The sequence below is a fragment of the Ginsengibacter sp. genome (genome assembly GCF_057362405.1).
The window spans coordinates 1-17,361 of sequence record NZ_JBMQQG010000106.1; the positions used below are offsets into that span (position 1 = coordinate 1).

A 17,361-nucleotide genomic window follows, 5' to 3' on the forward strand; every position below is an offset into this window, starting at 1 on the left:
ATAAAAAGTTCGTTTTTGATTCTATCATGAATAACAAAAGCAAACATGCCATCGAGATACTGAAGAAATTCTGCACCAAACCTGTCATATAAGAGCAGCAACGTTTCAGTATCTGAAGAAGTTTTACCTTTCAAATTAAATTGATGGCGTATTTCTGCATGGTTATAAATTTCACCATTGAAAATAATGGTGTATTTATCATCCATTTGCATGGGTTGTTTGCCGCCGGTAATGTCGAGGATAGAAAGTCGGAGATGAAAAAAATTTACATTTTGGTATTGGTATCCATAGTGCTCATCGGGGCCGCGGTGACCCATTGTTTTGATTACTTTTTCGTATGAAAAGCCGCATTTAATGGTTCCCGCAATGCCGCACATTAGTATTACTGAATTTTATATCGTGCAAAATAATCTTAATATTTGTGAAAAGAAAACGCAAAACAAATGATGAATCCGGGATCTTAGTCAGGTTGCGATCTGAAATAAAATTGTTTCAGAAGCGGCCGGAGCATTTCCAATTGCTAAAATCTTCCTGGCAGCTTTTTGTTTCACTTTTTCGTAAATTAGAAACAATGAAATTGTATAAAAAGGGAGGCATGGAATTTTATACCGGACCAGCGTGCCAAAATTTAAAGTACTTGCGCCCACAAACATGGCAAAAACAAGAGAAAACAGGAAACAATACATAATAAGCGGATCAGTTAATACCATTTTGAGGAAATACCTGAGTCCACTTTTGAAGACGACGTAGATGGTAAAGAAAAAAAGTACCAAGCTTTCCAGCGAGGCGAGAAGTTGAGATATTTTATGCGATTCCCAAAGATAGGGCCGGAAGAATGTTGTAAAAATTGCTACGGGAGCTAGTTTTATAAGCCCCTGGAAAGTTCCGTCAAACTCAACACCGAGGTCGAAATTAGAATCAGCTGTTTCATTTCCATCCATTTTTTTAAAGGCGCCATTAAGATGTTTAATACTCGAAGTAACGTCTTCAGCTGAATAAGCTCCTAATTCCTGATCAAACGAATCCAGGACTTTCGTGAAACCAAACATGCAACTTGCAATTAACACAGGTGCAATTAAATATTTTAAAAATGTATTCTTTATTCCCTGGATGTTTCTAAGAACAATAAAGAGAATAAAAAATGGCACATATGAGATAAGAATATAAACTTTGATGATGGCAAGGAGATAGCCAAAGACAAATAAAATGATCGAATTTTTAATCAGCCCCTTTTTTCTGTACAGCAACTCATAAAGTGCGTAGGTAACCCAGCCAAGTGAAGCAATACATAATGTATCTTTTAAAACCCCACCGCTCCAGAATACAAAAGTGGGGAAGAACAATATGGCGATTGCAAATCTTTTGTGCATGGGTGGATACTGTTCGTAAAAAAACAAGAACAGCTTCCATACTCCTGAAAATGCAATACATGCAAATAGGACGCTAGTTGCAGCATATCTTCCAAGGGTAACGAAAGAAAGAAGTGTAACAATTCTTGTTACCATAAAATTTGCCTCCGATCTGAAATAACCGGCATTATAAGGATCTTTCAGAAATGATTCATCGAAATATTTTCCCTTTTGAAATATCCATTGCAAGTGACTTGAGTCGTGTAAAATAAGGTGATAAATATTATTACCCTCTTTCTGATATAAACCAATAGAATCTCCCGGTGACAGGTAAACGCTGTAAGTAAAGAAAGCAAAACATCCTAACATCTTTACCCAAAATCCCTGACGATGGTATTTCTTTAATATGGGATCATCATATCTATTTCTGATAACCCTAAAAAATAGACTCATTATTATAAGAAAAACAGGAAATAATATTAAGTCACCATAACCCATCCCGGAAATTTTTTTCGCGATTTAAAATACGTATTTCTATTGTGCTTTTTTCAATTTAACGATACCCGAAGACGAGAACGGTAAAATAAAATTTCTTAAATGCCTAACCTGGTTAAAAAAATAATTGCCTGGGCTGTAAGTCGAAGAAGAGGATATTCTTTGTAAAATAAGAGAAGGAGTTGCTGTAAAATTGTTGGCTAAGGCATCCTTCATTGGCCATAAAATAAACCCGAGCTTTTTTAATTTATTTGTTTTTTGAAAAACAATTATGGTTGCTGCAAATGCTGTTAAAAATCCACAATACATAATTAGTGCTATTGGCAGGCTTTTGCTAAACCTGGTTTTTAGGATACTGAACCGGTTACGTACGTAAAAATACATCTTCCAATTTGTTGCTAAATTCCAGTCGTTTTTATACGAATAAGCGCACGCCGGGTGGTAATGAATGCTGTTGGCTTTGGTGTAATATGGTATTTTATTTTTACTGATGATACGCTGGTAATATTCGGTTTCATCTCCCCATAAAAATAGGTTAGCTTTTGGAAAGCCTACCCTTTCAATAATTTTCCTATGCAGTAATGTTCCATTAAACGGATGAGCGACGTTTTTAATAACGGGATCTTTTACTTCATCCAGATTGGAATAATTTCCGGTTTTCCACACAAAGCTTTTTTTATCATCTTTATTTATTACTGAACAATTCCTCAAACACAACTCTTCGGTATCGCCTTCAAGCAGCATTTCAAGTGCATCTGCCTTGGGGTATCCGTCGTCATCCATTAGCCACACCCAGGTATACAATTTTTCAAAACCGGTTTTTATGCCTGTATAAAAGCCGCCTGCACCGCCTACATTTTCCTGGGTAATAAATTCAATATCAGCCTGGCTTCTCAACCATGTTTCAGTATGATCTGTGCTGCCATTATTAATCACCAGTATTTTGTCAACTTTTCGCGTTTGATTTCTCAAAGCATCAATACATTGCGCAAGCAAAAATTGCCGGTTGTATGTAACAACCACAGCTATAACCTTGTCCATAGGGTTGGAAATTTGGTTTTTAGAATTATGGATAGTATAAACAATAACGTAGATGAGTGGGCTGTTATTGTTAGTTTGTAAGAGAAAAGGTTATGTTAACCGATTGGCAAGCAAGAATTTTTTGGGGAGTTAATTAACTGCTCAGCAAAAAGAAGCAGCGATTTTAATTGGATTCAATATTTGGAAACACAGGAAGTTTCGCGCCATTTCTATTAGCTAACATAAATTGTTGCGCAAATGTTAATGCCTCATAAATGCAATGATGCATATCCATGTATCTGTAAGTCGCTAACCTTCCTAAAAAGGAAACGTTTGTTAGGTTCTCAGCCTGGTCTCTATATAGATTCAGGAGTTTCTTATCCGAAGCAAGTCTTTTAGGATAAAATGGGATGTCGTTTTCAGTAGTCTCTTTGCTGTATTCTTTAAAGCAAATACTGTTATCATGTTTTTCCCATGGAGTAAAATGTTTGTGTTCGGTAATTCGTGTATGCGTTACCGATTCATCACAATAATTCATTACAGCAGTTCCCTGGTAATCTCCTTCAGCATAAAACGGTTCAAAGGTAACTGTGCGGTAGCCCAGTCTCCCAAATTTGTGATTGAAGAATGCGTCAATAGGACCTGTAAAAAAAATGTGCGAATAAGAAGAATAGTCATCTCCCGGCAAAAATTTCCTGTTAAGCGTAAGCTGAATATTCTTCCTGTTTATTAATTTTTCAACAAATTTGGTATATCCTTCCCGGGGAATTCCTACCAGCGGGTTGTTATAATAACTGTCTTCATAATTAAATCTTACCGGCAATCTCTTTAAAATAGAAGCCGGTAATTCAGAAGGTTCGCAGCCCCATTGTTTTTTTGTATAACTATAAAAGAAAGCTCTATAAAGATCAAGGCCGATAAATTTCAAAGCCTGCTCTTCAAAATTTTGAGGTTCAATTATATTCTTATCAGCTAAACTTTCGATAAATGCTTTTGCTTCTGCCGGTGAATATGTTTTTTTGAAAAACTGGTTGATGGTGTGAAGCGTTACGGGTAGCGAGTACACTTGTCCGTTATAAACGGCTTTTACCTTATGTGCAAAGGGCTGCAATTCGATAAATCCGTTTACAAAATCCCATATTTCCTTTCTGTCTGTATTGAAAATATGGGGACCATAACGATGAACCATAATGCCAGTTTCCGCATCTCTCTCGGTATAACAATTGCCTGCAATGTGAGATTTTTCTTCCCAGATATCAATGCTGCAGTCTTGCTGAAGTTCTGATAGCCGGTGAGCTAAAACAGCGCCGGAAAAGCCAGCTCCTATTATTAAAAACCTAGTGGACATAAATTAACATATACTATTATTAAAGTCAGTGCACGATACTTCTGTCGTCCAAAATGTGATCATACACTTTCAAATATTTTTGAATTGCATTTTCTAGAGAATAGAACGCCTGTGCACCTGCTCTTATTCTATTAGCATCATAATTTGTGGTGCATAATCTTTCTACATAGCTATCATAATTATTTTTGTCCAGATTTTTAATAACAATACCAGACTGATATTTTTCTACGATTTCGGCCACATCACCCACCCCTGAATTGGTAACGACCGGGATTCCCATTGCCATTATTTCGCCATGTTTGGTTGGAGACGATGATTGTTTGGAGTAGCATGCCTTAATAAAAAATATTGAATACTTACTTGTAGAAAGCAAAAGAGGAACTTCGTTTCTTTGCGCATTTTTTACAATTATCTTTTCTTCTGCGATATCGAATCTTTTCGCGACCGCCAAAATAGTTCCAGGTTCGTGTGGCGAGATAAATAGAAACTTTGCATTGGGAATTTTATCAGAAATACTTTTGCAGAACTGCATCATCTCATTGGTAAGATACCAGCCTCCAATGGAGCCGAGATAACTAACAATGAAGTCATTTTCGGAAATGTTTAGTTCCTTTTTTAAGTTGTCTTTCTGTTCGGAATTTATTTTTCCCGGGTCAAAAAGTGACATATCTGTGCTACAGGGAATAACTTCAAGAATGACTTCATTCTTATATTGAGGCCAATCTTTAATAATTTTTTCGGCGGCATAAGTAAGGCAAACGATGCCATCACTCATCTTCACTTCTTCATCTTCTCTTCGTTTGAAATAATTGTAAATAGGTTTATATAAAAAATTATTTATGTTCCACATACCTCCGTCTATACGACTATCCGCATAAAACTCTCTCATATCGTGTAAAAATTTTACACCGAATTTTTTTTTCATCCACAAACCAATAAGCGAAGGAACGCCAGCCCGCGTATGAACCATGTCAAATTTTGCAATAGCGTGTAATTGCGCAGCCTTTCTTTTTAGCATGGCTACATCATATATGGACGACAAAACAGGTGGTTTCTTATGATAGGCGATCGGAACCCATTTTATGGAATAACGTTCCAGTATTGCTTCTACATCATTTTTGTTTTTCTGAAATCTTGCGGGCTTCTCACAACTTAGTATTGTAAAATGATAACCAAATTTTGATAAACCTGCCAAATAGGGAATAACCTGGCTTTGGCCAAGTGGATCAGTCATGCCATCATAAGAAATAAACAGAATGTTTTTTTTGCTCATGACCCTTTTAGATTATTTTCTTCCAACCACCAGTGCAATACAATTATTACCCAAAGCCTGTTAAATAAATATTCCACACCACTCAAATACTCTTTCTTTAATTTCTCAACGATGGAATAATTCAGGAGGTTATGTTGTTCAATTATTTCATGTGATGTGTATTTTTCGAGCAGATAGTTAAGGTCAGTTTTTAGCCATTTCACTAATGGAATGCTAAAGCCCTGTTTTGGCCTATCGAATATTTGTTTGGGCACATAGTCGTATAATACTTCCTTCAGAAGATATTTCATCGTTTTATTTTTTATCTTCAACTCACTACTAAGGTTAAACGCAAATTCAATAATCCGGTAGTCCAATAGCGGAACTCTCGTTTCGAGTGAATAATGCATAGATGCCCTATCCACTTTTACAAGCAGATCATCCGGAAGATAATAATTAAAATCCCAGAGCGACTGTTGTTCTTCCGCATTTAATTTTCTGCCGGTGGGTGTGTCCGAATTTATTTTTTCAAAATCAAATGGTTCATGGATTAAAATATCGTGTAACTCATTTTCTTTAAAAAAATACTGCTCCTGCGAAAAAATATGGCTCCTGATATTTTTTTTATTGTCATAGTCAAACAAGTTACCGGCACGACGATATTTGCTGCTCATTATTTTTGAAGCAGCAGATAAGCCGCTTCTTGCAGGCGATACCCATTTTTGCGAAAGTCTCTTCGCCCACAAATGCATACCGTAACCCATAAATAATTCATCGCCCCCATCGCCACTAAGCGCCACCGTTACATGTGTTTTTGCCAACCTGCTCACCATCATTGTTGGCAAAGCGGAGGAGTCGGCATATGGTTCGTCGTATACCGGTATCAATGCGTCAATCAATTCCAGCACTTCTCTTTCCTTAACACTAAACTCATGGTGTTGGGTTTGCAAATGGGTTGCAACCTGCCTGGCATATTTTGATTCGTTAAATTTTCCATCATCGATAGCTATACTGAATGAATTTATTTTTTCATTATTTACTTTGCTTGCAATTGCCGTAACCAGGCTGCTGTCAATGCCCCCACTTAAAAAGGTGCCTAAGGGAACATCGCTGATTAATTGCTTTTCGATAGAATCAGATAATAAGTCATTTAGTTTTTGTTTTGCCTCCTTTTCATCGTTAAGTGAATTTGATTCAATTTTTGATTCCAAATGCCAGAAGGATGAGGTTCTGGTATTTAGATTTGAAAAAGTTTTATCGTAACTACTAATCTGAAGACAATGTGCCGCAGGAAATTTTTCAGTATTATTATAAATAGTTAGAGGATGAGGAATGAAGCCCAGGTGCAAAAAGTAGGGGATTGCTTTTTTATTGATACTAAGCTGGGACTTTTTTATGGATTGAATCGCCTTTAGTTCTGATGCGAAAATGAAATCACCATCGGCATAATAAATAAATAAAGGTTTTATGCCTGCATGGTCCCGTGCAATGGTAAGAAGGTGTTTTTGAATATCGTAAATGGCCAAAGCGAACATGCCATTTAATTGTTTAAAGCATTGCACGCCCTGTTCAGCAAATAATTCCAATATTACTTCTGTATCTGAAGTCGTGTTCAAAGAGGCGCCTTTGTCTTTTAGTTGAAAGGTGAGCTCTTTATAGTTATACACCTCTCCATTATATACAATAACATATCTTCCGTCAGAAGATAACATCGGTTGATCGGCAGAAGTGGACAAGTCTAAAATGGATAAACGCCGGTGACCTAACCCTACCCGGTTATCTTCTGAAAAATAAAATCCTTCGGCATCAGGTCCCCTGTGCTGCAATAAGGTTGTAGCTTCCTTCAATTGATGAGATTGAATAGAATTGTTTAGCGAAATATATCCAGTTATGCCACACATGGTTAAATTGATTTACTTCTATTGTAGCAATTATTAAAACCTCGTTGCAATGAAAATGAAATAAACATTAAATTTATTTTCTAACTTAATTTGTAATTACTTCTTTGTAAATATCCAAAAGCCTGTCCAGGTATTTTTCCTTTGTGTAATGCTTATTTGCAATAATTTTCCCCTTTTCAGAAAATGATGATAGTTCTTCCTTCCTGTCTTTTAAACTCATAAGTAATTGCCCCAAGCTTTTGTGACTGTTTGATTCAAAATAAAAGGCATTTCCTTTTGACATCTCCCTCATTGACGGAGTATCATTAAGTATTAAAGGTAGGCCAATGGCCATAGCTTCTACAGGTGCATTGCCAAATCCTTCATGATGAGAACACATAATAAAAGCAGTATACAAGGGGAGTAACTTATAGATACTTAATTTTTTGCCAAGAAGTTTTACCGGCAAATCATTTTTATCAATTATCTCCTGCAGTTTTATTGACAGTTCGCCTTCTCCAATAATATCTAATGTTACCGCAACCTTTCCCTTGATTTTTTGAATTGTTTCAAGAAGGAATTCGTAATTTTTTGCCTCTTTCAAATTACCGACGGCTATTAGACGTATTTTGTTCTGTGAATTAATTCTAAAACTATATTCCTGGTTAAAAAAATTACTATTAATAAAATTATTAAGAACAAAACTTTTCCCTTTTATTGGAATGTCTTTTTTGTAGTCATTTAATACTGCCTCAGATACGGCCAGAAGCACATGCCGTTTTTTATATGTCAGCTTTTCTACGTAAAGGGCTAATCGATTTTTATCAAATGCATCTTTGCTAATGATGCTATGAACGCAAAAAATAAGGGGAATATTTTCGGGGCAGGACAATCTACCTAAAATAGTGCTCACAAATAAATCAGTCCTGATAAGATCCGGCTTATGCATTCTAATTATTTTTTTAAGCCGTAAAATCGCTATGGGTAAATCTTTCAGCGAGTGATAATTGAGGCAGTACTTTTTTTCATACTTAAATTCATCTGGCTCAAAATCAAGAATATTATTTAGAGTAACCAGAACTACGTCATATGATTCGCTTAGATCTTTTTGAAGTTCCACAAGCATTATTTCGGCACCACCCCTTCCAAGAGAATCAATGATATGAATAATAGTTTTTTTCACTTTTACACGGAGCTAGTCAGTAAAACGATCATTTTGCATCAGAACAGATAATTTTCCATTGTTTATATTGTTGCAATGAGGATAGAGAACCTGTCAACCTGTTAGTAAAAGGCTTAAAAATTTTATTGTTGGGTATCAACTTATGAAGTAAAATCCAGAAATTCTCTGATACTCTTAAAATTTCAAACAACAGGATTTTAATCGTTTTATATCCTTTAAATGTAACGGAAATAAGTCCGGTCTTTTCTGCAAGGAACTGGGATCTATAACCATTACTTAATCTATTAATATAGCCGGGAAGGTCAAGTCGATCGGCATGATTGTGAAACAAAGTGATGTCGAAAACGCAATATATTGGAATAGAAAGTTTATTCAACCGCGTTGATAAATCAATATCTTCTCCCTGGAAAATTAAAGACTCGTTATAGCCCCCAACCAAATAAAAAATATCTCTATGCATCACCAACGAGCCACTCGCAACATGTTGGAATTTATACAATCCTTTTGTCGGTTTTGCACCTCTTTCATGCATCCTCCCCCACATAGTATTATAGCGTGCATTTAAAATAAAGTTACCAACCTTAGTTTTTGAAAGTTTCAGTTGCAAAGATTGTGGATATTCCCAATTTAAATTATATACGGCTTTTGTATTCTTTTCTTCTTTCATTTGTCCGGTGATCCATTGCATAGCCTCCTTGTTGATCCACATATCATCGTCTACAAAAAATAAAAAGGTGCCGGTTGATTTTGAAACGCCATAATTTCTTGCTGCAGAAACTCCTCTTTTATTGTTGTCAAAATATTTTATTTTATGCCTGAATTCTACTGGCATTTTTAGTGGCTGATCGCCGTCGTTCACTATGATTATCTCTGCATCTCTATTTTCAATTACCACGCAGGCCTTTTCCACTGTTTCCCAGAGGATATTTTCTCTATTGCAGGTAGCAATAATAATAGAAACCAATATCGGATTTATTGAATTATTCATGATGATGAAGCCCAAATATTTTTTCGGTTATATTTAGCCAACGAGGCTTCTTTTCTTCAAAGGCAAAGTAGTAGCCTGATGCGTTCCCGATTAAATTGGGTACGTCTCTTATCAATAATTTTTTTGGGTGATAGGAATGTACAATAAAGTATTTCATCATAAGAAAACAGAAACTAAAGAAAGTTTTTTTCTCCGATTTTACCTTATTCTCATCTTCAGGGAAAATGCCCAATTTGGTTTTAACAGAAGAATAGCCAAGGGAGTAGGAAAGTTTCTTAATATACTTTGTAGTCGTTCGATTTCCGGGAATAATATGAACTATTTTTAGCAATGGCGTTCTTCCCGCATAGTAGCCTATTTTTATACCGCACCAGACAATCTGCATATCGCCACCACCAACTAGCGAGTTTCCTTTTCTATCTGATATCTCTTTTTGATTGCTTACGATATCATAATATTTTTGCATGACTTCTTTTCTGGCAATGAGTCCTGTCCCAAAGGGGTAACATTCTTCATACGAAGTTTTGTTATTATTATAAATCTCCTCGGACAAAACTATTTGCTGAAAAAGAGGACGCTCCGTTTCAAGCCATTTGTTGGAGCCATCAATAAAATCTACATCAATAATTCCGGGACCGATCAATCCGATTTCATTTCTTTTTGATAAAATATTATGTGCGTCAACCGCATAATTTTTGGAAGGTTCGTTATCGTCGTCAAAAAAAATGATTATGGGAGCGCTAGCCTTGAGCCACCCAGCTATACGTGCATATGTCAATCCCGGCCTTTCTTCTTTTATATATCTCGCGTTGCTATTATTGTTTAAAAATTTTGTTATATAATCGATCGTATTGAGTGCAGGGTAGCTGTTGTTATCTACAAGCAATACTTCAATATCTAATCCAGTTGTGTCGAAGTTTTGAATTGCCTTTAAGCAGCGGCTGAAAATTCTTTCTTCAGGATTATATGTGCAAATGATTATTGAAATATCCATTGTGAAGCTCCTTAAAAAGATTCAATTTATTGTATGGTAAATGTTCAAAATAGGGTTTTTTTAAAGGCTATAGTAGTTTCATTACTATTGAAAACAACAAAATTATTTTCTTTAAGAACTTTATAAATGTCGCTACGGCAATTAAATTCGTCATGAATTTCAACTGCGAGTACTTTTATTTGGTTCAAAAAAGAAATATCTGCACCATTTTCAAAAATGGCCTTTTCTGTACCTTCGATATCCATTTTTAAAAAGTCTATTTCCTGCAAGGAATATTTATCTAAAAGTGCAGGTATCGAATAAGATACAATCTCAGTTGGACAATTGGCTTCTTTAAAGGAAATGGCCCAGTTTTCTTTATCTCTTATCCCGTTATCGGTATCCATAAATCCATCTTTTTTGCCCACAGCAGCCATAAGTGGGAACGTATTTGAAAGCGTATTAAGCTCAAAATTTCTCAGCATCATTTCATAGTTATTTTTGTCTGGCTCTACCGCAATAACTTTAGCGTTTGGAAATTTTTCTTTGACATACACAGAGGTTAAACCAATATTAGCGCCTAGATCTAAGAAAGTATTTAATTCGATATTATTGAGAAAAAAAATATCAACAGCCGCTTTATATTCTTCTTGTACGATTACAGTTTCAAATACTAAAGAATCGCTTCCCGACCTTCTTGCTAAGGCTTTAACACTATCCTTTTTATAAAATAATTCTTTACCATCAAAATCAATATCGACTTTCTGAAATTCCATTTTATTATAATGAAATTGCCAGAAGCCAAATTTTTTGTAGCTTAAAATCCAGCTACCGATTTTATTAAAAAATTTGCCACTGAAAAAAATTAATTTATCCGGCAAAGGCAGTTTACTAATAAACCTATTAATCATTAGCTAAGATTTATTTTTTGGAATTTGCCCGAAACTTCTGATTGCAATATTATATTGCCGTGATCAGCGGTATGGGGGAAAATTCTTCCTTCCTGCGGCGACTCTGTTATTGAAAAACCAACGATCTCCTTTTGAAGATCATAAGTAGTAGAATTGTGAGGCCCTATCCAGGCGCTTATCACGTAATCATTAGGCACAAAACCATTAATATCAATATTTACTGAATATTCTCTTTTTTCTTTTGTCAGACATATAAACGGATTGTTGTTGGGGATTGACTGGCCGATTACATTTCCTCTTTTATTAGCTATATCAAAAGCTACAAAGGACGGCTGCATTTCTGCAGGACTGTTAATGGTGAAATCAATTCGCAACACAATATTTGGCTGTTTACCATTTATAATAGCTTCAATTTTTGAGAAATGAGGTTTGTCCATACTCTTAAGCTGTTCCCATTTATTATTAAGATTAGCGTTTAACAGGTATTCATCAATTACATCAGAGGTAGGCCCTTTCCTTTCGACTTTCCCGAAATGTAACAATACAGAATTTTCGCATAAATTCTGTACAGCACCCATATCGTGACTTACAAACAAGACTGTTCTTCCACTCTTGCTTATTTCGTTCATTTTGCCTAAACATTTCTTTTGAAACTCTGCATCGCCAACAGCTAGTACTTCATCAATAATTAAAATTTCAGGTTCAAGGTGTGCAGCAACCGCAAAGGCTAATCGAAGTTGCATTCCGCTGCTATAACGTTTAAGAGGCGTATCGAGGAAGTTTTCTACCCCGCTAAAATTTACAATAGCATCGAAATGAGTTTTAATTTCACTTTTTCGCATTCCAAGGATGCTTCCATTCATATAAATATTTTCACGTCCGCTCAATTCAGGATGAAAACCCGTACCCACTTCCAGCAAACTGGCTATTCTTCCACGGCAGATTATTTTACCACTTGTTGGCGGCGTTATTTTACTTAGTATTTTTAATAATGTGCTTTTACCGGCGCCGTTCTTTCCAATTATTCCAATACTCTCGCCGGGATAAACATCAAAACTTATGTTGTTTAAGGCAAAAAAGGCGCTACCCTTGTCTTCTTTTTTCTTAAAAGGATTGGCAATAGAATCTCTTAATGCGAGATAGCCTTCCTGCTTTTCTCCCAGTATGAACTGTTTGGTAATATGTTGTATTTCTAAAATTGGTTTCATACATTATGCTAAGTCTGCAAAATATGCTTCCGTCTTTCTAAAGGTATATACGCCGGCTAATAATAATAATACAGCTACTATACTTCCAAACATTATTGCCTGCCAATCAACTTCAATACCTGTAAATATACTCCTGCATAGTTGGATTGCAGATGCAATAGGGTTCGCTCTCATAAGCCCGTTTATAACCGGGTTGGTAAATGCTTTAGAGGAATACAATACAGGATTAGCAAATAATAAAAACTGAATCATAAACGGAATAATATATTGAAAATCCCTGTATTTTACATTTAACGCAGCAAGGAAAGTACCAAGTCCAAAAGTGGTTATAACAGTAATTAAAATGCTTAGCGGAAGATATAGAAATAATTTTACCATACTTACCTCCTGGTGATAATAAACAAGAATTGCAGCGTAGATAATCAAGGCAAAAACAAAATCAACCAAAGCGGTTAAAATGGCGCTCATTGGTATTATGAGCCGCGGGAAATATATTTTTTTTATGATGTTCGCATTTGTCACCATGCTATTTGCGCTATTAATAAGGCCGTTACTAAAGATGTTCCAGATAAGCAATCCGCTAATGGCGAAGACAGGGTAAGGTATTCCATCACTACTCACATTTAACGCTTTACTAAATATAAGGGTGAACATCAGCATCATTACCAACGGTTGTAATATGGCCCATAAAATCCCAAGTACCGCCTGTTTATATTTTACTTTTACATCACGCCAGGTAAAGAAATAAAATAGCTCACGATATTTCCATAGTTCCTTTAACCCTAGTGAGAACTTATTTTGAGGCCTTATTTCGTATTCAATCATCAAATGAGATTTGAAAAAATGAAAAAATACCCAGAACGACTAACCAAATTTTTTTTATAGAAGTAAAATGATCGGCTGGATTTTTCGCCGGGAGATTGCTTAAAATTACATTTTTATGAATGTAAGGCCATTTAAAAAGGAAATTTATGCAGTTAGTTTCCGATAAATGAACGTGCTTGTTAACGGCATTAAAATATTTTATGCATGCAGTTCCCTGCAAACAATAAGGCTTAGGGGTCATTGTGTAAGAATTCTTGGTCCATACAAATAACGAATTTTTTGGTGCGAGATTGTAAAACAAGTAGAGAAATATTTTTGCCTATTGCTGAAATTGAATGAATAATCCAATTCACTATTTTTATATTTTTCAGAAATGATTGTTAACTAACCTTTTATTGTGAAGCACGAATAATCATTTCCGTACTATATTTGAAAAAGTTTATGGTTTTATTCGTGAGATTAACACCGGCTTTAATAGTTTACAAAACGATGTATGGATTTTAAAAAACTAAAAATAGGTTATGTTCCCTATTTGCCTGATTTATCTCAACCAGGAGACCGCCGCAGGTTTCCTTATTTTGCAAAAAGAAATAATGTTCCGTTCGAAATAGCCGATAAAAATAGGGAGTACGATATTATCTTATTAACTGCTCCGGCTAACCTTAGCCAGTGGCTTCTTTACAAGAGGAAACATCCAAGAACGAAGTTTATGTTTGAAATGGTGGATAGTTTAATTTTTTCATCGAACATTTTCAACACATTATTCAAGGGCGTTGGCTGGTTTATATTGAGGAAAGAAACATTACTTTATTTCAATCATAAGAGGCTTATCGTGAAGTGGCTGAAAATTGCTGATGTCGTCCTCTGTTCAAGTACAGAATTAAAAAAAAATATTGAACAGTGGAATGATGATGTAATAGTAAGTCTCGATTATATGGAAAACGAATACAGATTCATCAAAACCGATTTTTCAATAAAGAATAAATTGAAATTGGTTTGGGAAGGGCAGAGTGCAGTCTTACCACATTTTTTACATTTTAAAGAAGTCTTTAGAAATCTCAACTCGTACTGCGAATTGCATGTTATTACTACAGAAAAATATCCCATGTATGGGAAATTAATTAATAGCGATGTAAATAAAATATTGACGCAGTTACCCATTACAACTATATATCACAAGTGGGATTTAAATACTAACAATAAAGTATTCAGTGAGTGCGATTGTGGAATTATTCCTCTTAATAAAAAAAATCTATTTGGGTGGTATAAACCTGCCAATAAGTTAATTTCTTTTTGGTTTACCGGGCTGCCAACTGTTGTATCGGCAACACCTGCTTATAAAGAAGTTATGGATAGCGCCGGTGAAAAATTATATTGTTTGGATGATGATGAATGGATTGCCAAAATTCAACAAATAAAAGAAATGAAGCCGGAAGAGCGGGAATCTCTTGCAAAAAAAAATAGGGCTTTTGTGCAGAGCAATTACTCCGATGTCGCTTTAGATTTAATTTGGCAAGGCGTCTTTAAACGAATTACCAACGGCAATGGCTAATTGCTTTTTACAGCTAAAATAAATTAACGGCTATCTTGCGCGCAATTAACGATAAGCCATATATATGTTTAATCCCTTTAAAAAGCTGGTTTTTTTTGTCATTTTCCTACTGGTCCTAATGATGCAGGTTAATGCGCAAAATGTAAAAATCGTTGAATTCGGGTGGGATTATCCTGATGTAACTCAACTAAGCAACCGGCTTGACTCAATGCAAAATACACCTTTTGACGGGGTATGCTTTTCTCTAAAAAGAAATATTATGGAGGCGTTCGATACGTCTTTACAAAAGGATAGTTATTTCCAATTTAAAAAGCTGCCGTTGCTTAATTGGGGGAAGTATTCCAACAATTTTATTATACTTAGAGGTTTTAGCAAATTAGGTGGAAATTGGTTTAATGACACAGCATGGCGAAACATAAGAGCTAATATGGCCAATTTATCAAAAGCAATGAAAATAGGAAATTTATCCGGGGTATTTTTTGACCCTGAGTATTATTATGAAAATAAATTATTTAACCCATGGACATTCTCTCCTGAGCAATATCCGGGTAGGACACTTACGGAAGTTCAAAATCGTGTAAGACAAAGGGGACAACAATTTATTGCTTCTTTACAAAGCATAAAAAAATCATTCAATTTTATTTCCATATGGATAGCCAGCCTTATCGCCCAGGAAAAAAAATATACTCCGCTTGGCAAAACACGCCATATTTTATTAATATCATTTATTGAAGGCATCCTGGAAAATAAAAATAAAAATGTAATCATAACAGACGGGGACGAGTATTCATATTGGAATACCAAGCCCTCTCAATTTTTAGAGGCAAAAGCGCTCCTTAAAAAAACTATGCTTGAATTATTGAATTCTGAAAAATCAAAAAAAGAATCCAAAAATATTGAGATAGCGCAACCTGTTTTTTACGATGGTTTGATAGGCGCCACCCCTTCATTCGAGAGAGGATTGAAAAGGGACACCAAATGGAAATGGCTTAATGAAAATATAAAATTTGCTCTTGCTTCCAGTGATAAGTATGTATGGTTTTACAGCGAACGATTTAATTGGTGGAATGGCAATTCAAATGACACCATATCAACGATGTTGCAGGAAAATAAATCAGCCTTTGTAAAACGGGATATTACAGTTAACAAACGGGATATTACAGTTAAAAATAGATTGGCAAGTTCGTTTATTGATAATATTGCTGATAAAAATATTAACACTAAGCAAGGATATTACAGCAATATCAACAAAAACAAAAATGAAATAGCTTTTGATTTCAATTGGAATCGGAAGTTAGAAAAGCTGAATATTAATTTTGGAAATAAACTACCTGCCTCTACTTTTATATATGTAAATAATGTCCTCACAAAACAATTTGCTCCCTTCAATTCAATTACCAATGTAGGCCTGCCTTCCTTTGATAAAGGCATCCTGGTTATTATAAATGAATATGAAAACAAAACTGAATCATCTGCAGTTTATGTATTACAATAATTTTTTAATTAAACATAGTTTCAATGTTGTCCTCTTAAAGAACTCAATTAAATTTACACGGTAAATCAAAAGGTGTAAAGCCCTACTGCATAATTAGATTATTTTGCTCTTAAGTTAAAAATTATTCCATTTCGTGCGCAAGACTTCTACTGAAAATAATAATATCATTTTGCTTTTAACGGCAACCGTTAATACGTATAATAAGGATTTTACATTATTAAATGACCCCGAAAAAAGAAAAGCTGATTACATTGATACAATAAATCACTACCTCGGAACTTATAATTATCCAGTGGTATTTGTGGAAAATTCTGATGAGGATTTATCAGTCCATTTTACTGACCAAATTAAAAACGAGCGGCTTGAGGTACTTTGTTTCAATGGGAATAATTATCCTGTTGAATTTGGTAAAGGCCTTGGCGAAATGCGCTGTATCGAATTTGCTATTAACAACTCATCATTTATCAGGGAAACTTCTTTTGTGTTTAAAATAACAGGTCGTTATAAAATTTCAAACGCAGGTGATTTCATTAATTTTTACAAAAAGCATCCAGATGCGGAATTGATAGCAGATCTTACCAATAATTTTACAAATTCCCAATCTTGCATTTTTGGTTTCCAGCCTTTTTTTGCCAAAACATTTCTCTTTAAGTATGCCTCAATTCTTAATGATTCAAAGAGAATTTATTTTGAACATGCCCTTGCAAAAGCCGTTTTATCAGCGATAAGCGAAAATATAGTTTTTTATATTTTTAGGTATTATCCCAGGCTCTATGCAGTTTCAGGAACAACAGGAAAGCCTTACAAAAAATCATTTATTTATTTTTTCCCACGCATGTTAAAGTATTTTATCCGATATTATATCGTGATACGGTAATCGTT

15 protein-coding genes are annotated in these 17,361 nt (G+C 35.0%); 3 read left to right on the forward strand and 12 right to left on the reverse strand.

Going from position 1 to position 17,361, the window contains the following annotated elements; translation table 11 throughout:
* From ACO1O5_RS08970 to ACO1O5_RS09025, 12 genes are all read right to left on the reverse strand, one after another.
* Nucleotides 1–377, reverse strand: a 377-nt coding sequence (locus tag ACO1O5_RS08970; RefSeq protein WP_486269509.1) for a carbapenam-3-carboxylate synthase domain-containing protein, incomplete at its 3' end; no start/stop codon positions are given.
* Between the two features lie 87 nt (nucleotides 378–464).
* Complete coding sequence (locus tag ACO1O5_RS08975) at nucleotides 465–1,802, reverse strand: hypothetical protein (RefSeq protein ID WP_486269510.1); 1,338 nt, start codon at nucleotides 1,800–1,802, stop codon at nucleotides 465–467.
* A gap of 81 nt (nucleotides 1,803–1,883) precedes the next feature.
* Nucleotides 1,884–2,885 (reverse strand): glycosyltransferase family 2 protein, encoded by a 1,002-nt coding sequence (locus tag ACO1O5_RS08980; protein ID WP_486269511.1) that lies wholly within the window; start codon nucleotides 2,883–2,885, stop codon nucleotides 1,884–1,886.
* 163 nt (nucleotides 2,886–3,048) lie between these two features.
* Nucleotides 3,049–4,212 (reverse strand): UDP-galactopyranose/dTDP-fucopyranose mutase family protein, encoded by a 1,164-nt coding sequence (locus ACO1O5_RS08985; protein WP_486269512.1) that lies wholly within the window; start codon nucleotides 4,210–4,212, stop codon nucleotides 3,049–3,051.
* Between the two features lie 25 nt (nucleotides 4,213–4,237).
* Nucleotides 4,238–5,485, reverse strand: coding sequence for a glycosyltransferase (locus ACO1O5_RS08990; protein WP_486269513.1), 1,248 nt, complete (start codon nucleotides 5,483–5,485; stop codon nucleotides 4,238–4,240).
* The gene (gene asnB / locus ACO1O5_RS08995; protein WP_486269514.1) at nucleotides 5,482–7,365 is read right to left on the reverse strand and encodes an asparagine synthase (glutamine-hydrolyzing); all 1,884 of its coding nucleotides are present in this window, start codon (nucleotides 7,363–7,365) and stop codon (nucleotides 5,482–5,484) included. Before asnB ends, ACO1O5_RS08990 begins: the two co-directional genes overlap by 4 nt.
* Nucleotides 7,366–7,450: 85 nt before the next feature.
* On the reverse strand, nucleotides 7,451–8,527 hold the full coding sequence (locus ACO1O5_RS09000; RefSeq protein ID WP_486269515.1) for a glycosyltransferase: 1,077 nt from the start codon (nucleotides 8,525–8,527) through the stop codon (nucleotides 7,451–7,453).
* A 28-nt stretch (nucleotides 8,528–8,555) separates the two neighbouring features.
* The gene (locus ACO1O5_RS09005) at nucleotides 8,556–9,515 is read right to left on the reverse strand and encodes a glycosyltransferase family 2 protein (protein ID WP_486269516.1); all 960 of its coding nucleotides are present in this window, start codon (nucleotides 9,513–9,515) and stop codon (nucleotides 8,556–8,558) included.
* Entirely contained in the window at nucleotides 9,508–10,509 is a 1,002-nt protein-coding gene (locus tag ACO1O5_RS09010; protein WP_486269517.1) for a glycosyltransferase, read from the reverse strand. The genes ACO1O5_RS09005 and ACO1O5_RS09010 overlap by 8 nt, the downstream gene beginning before the upstream one ends.
* A gap of 44 nt (nucleotides 10,510–10,553) precedes the next feature.
* Nucleotides 10,554–11,399 carry an FkbM family methyltransferase gene (locus ACO1O5_RS09015; RefSeq protein WP_486269518.1) on the reverse strand — a complete coding sequence of 282 codons (846 nt, stop codon included), beginning with the start codon at nucleotides 11,397–11,399 and terminating at the stop codon, nucleotides 10,554–10,556.
* Complete coding sequence (locus tag ACO1O5_RS09020; RefSeq protein WP_486269519.1) at nucleotides 11,399–12,607, reverse strand: ABC transporter ATP-binding protein; 1,209 nt, start codon at nucleotides 12,605–12,607, stop codon at nucleotides 11,399–11,401. Before ACO1O5_RS09020 ends, ACO1O5_RS09015 begins: the two co-directional genes overlap by 1 nt.
* A 3-nt stretch (nucleotides 12,608–12,610) precedes the next feature.
* Nucleotides 12,611–13,432 carry an ABC transporter permease gene (locus tag ACO1O5_RS09025; protein WP_486269520.1) on the reverse strand — a complete coding sequence of 274 codons (822 nt, stop codon included), beginning with the start codon at nucleotides 13,430–13,432 and terminating at the stop codon, nucleotides 12,611–12,613.
* A 493-nt stretch (nucleotides 13,433–13,925) separates the two neighbouring features.
* Here ACO1O5_RS09025 and ACO1O5_RS09030 point away from each other — a divergent pair, with 493 nt between their 5' ends.
* The 3 genes from ACO1O5_RS09030 to ACO1O5_RS09040 all read left to right on the forward strand — a co-directional run bounded on the left by ACO1O5_RS09030 (nucleotide 13,926) and on the right by ACO1O5_RS09040 (nucleotide 17,356).
* The gene (locus tag ACO1O5_RS09030; protein ID WP_486269521.1) at nucleotides 13,926–14,984 is read left to right on the forward strand and encodes a glycosyltransferase family protein; all 1,059 of its coding nucleotides are present in this window, start codon (nucleotides 13,926–13,928) and stop codon (nucleotides 14,982–14,984) included.
* 64 nt (nucleotides 14,985–15,048) lie between these two features.
* Entirely contained in the window at nucleotides 15,049–16,479 is a 1,431-nt protein-coding gene (locus ACO1O5_RS09035; RefSeq protein ID WP_486269522.1) for a hypothetical protein, read from the forward strand.
* A gap of 133 nt (nucleotides 16,480–16,612) precedes the next feature.
* Nucleotides 16,613–17,356, forward strand: a complete 744-nt coding sequence (locus tag ACO1O5_RS09040) for a hypothetical protein (RefSeq protein WP_486269523.1) — start codon at nucleotides 16,613–16,615, stop codon at nucleotides 17,354–17,356.
* The last annotated feature ends 5 nt before the right edge of the window (nucleotides 17,357–17,361 follow it).

Coding starts and splice junctions, on each gene's coding strand:
- ACO1O5_RS08980 (WP_486269511.1), bottom strand. CDS start 2,885: ATGGACAAGGTTATAGCTGTGGTTGTTACATACAACCGGCAATTTTTG.
- ACO1O5_RS09010 (WP_486269517.1), bottom strand. CDS start 10,509: ATGGATATTTCAATAATCATTTGCACATATAATCCTGAAGAAAGAATT.
- ACO1O5_RS09015 (WP_486269518.1), bottom strand. CDS start 11,399: ATGATTAATAGGTTTATTAGTAAACTGCCTTTGCCGGATAAATTAATT.
- ACO1O5_RS08990 (WP_486269513.1), bottom strand. CDS start 5,485: ATGAGCAAAAAAAACATTCTGTTTATTTCTTATGATGGCATGACTGAT.
- ACO1O5_RS09030 (WP_486269521.1), top strand. CDS start 13,926: ATGGATTTTAAAAAACTAAAAATAGGTTATGTTCCCTATTTGCCTGAT.
- ACO1O5_RS08985 (WP_486269512.1), bottom strand. CDS start 4,212: ATGTCCACTAGGTTTTTAATAATAGGAGCTGGCTTTTCCGGCGCTGTT.
- asnB (WP_486269514.1), bottom strand. CDS start 7,365: ATGTGTGGCATAACTGGATATATTTCGCTAAACAATTCTATTCAATCT.
- ACO1O5_RS09025 (WP_486269520.1), bottom strand. CDS start 13,432: ATGATTGAATACGAAATAAGGCCTCAAAATAAGTTCTCACTAGGGTTA.
- ACO1O5_RS09020 (WP_486269519.1), bottom strand. CDS start 12,607: ATGAAACCAATTTTAGAAATACAACATATTACCAAACAGTTCATACTG.
- ACO1O5_RS09035 (WP_486269522.1), top strand. CDS start 15,049: ATGTTTAATCCCTTTAAAAAGCTGGTTTTTTTTGTCATTTTCCTACTG.
- ACO1O5_RS08975 (WP_486269510.1), bottom strand. CDS start 1,802: ATGAGTCTATTTTTTAGGGTTATCAGAAATAGATATGATGATCCCATA.
- ACO1O5_RS09005 (WP_486269516.1), bottom strand. CDS start 9,515: ATGAATAATTCAATAAATCCGATATTGGTTTCTATTATTATTGCTACC.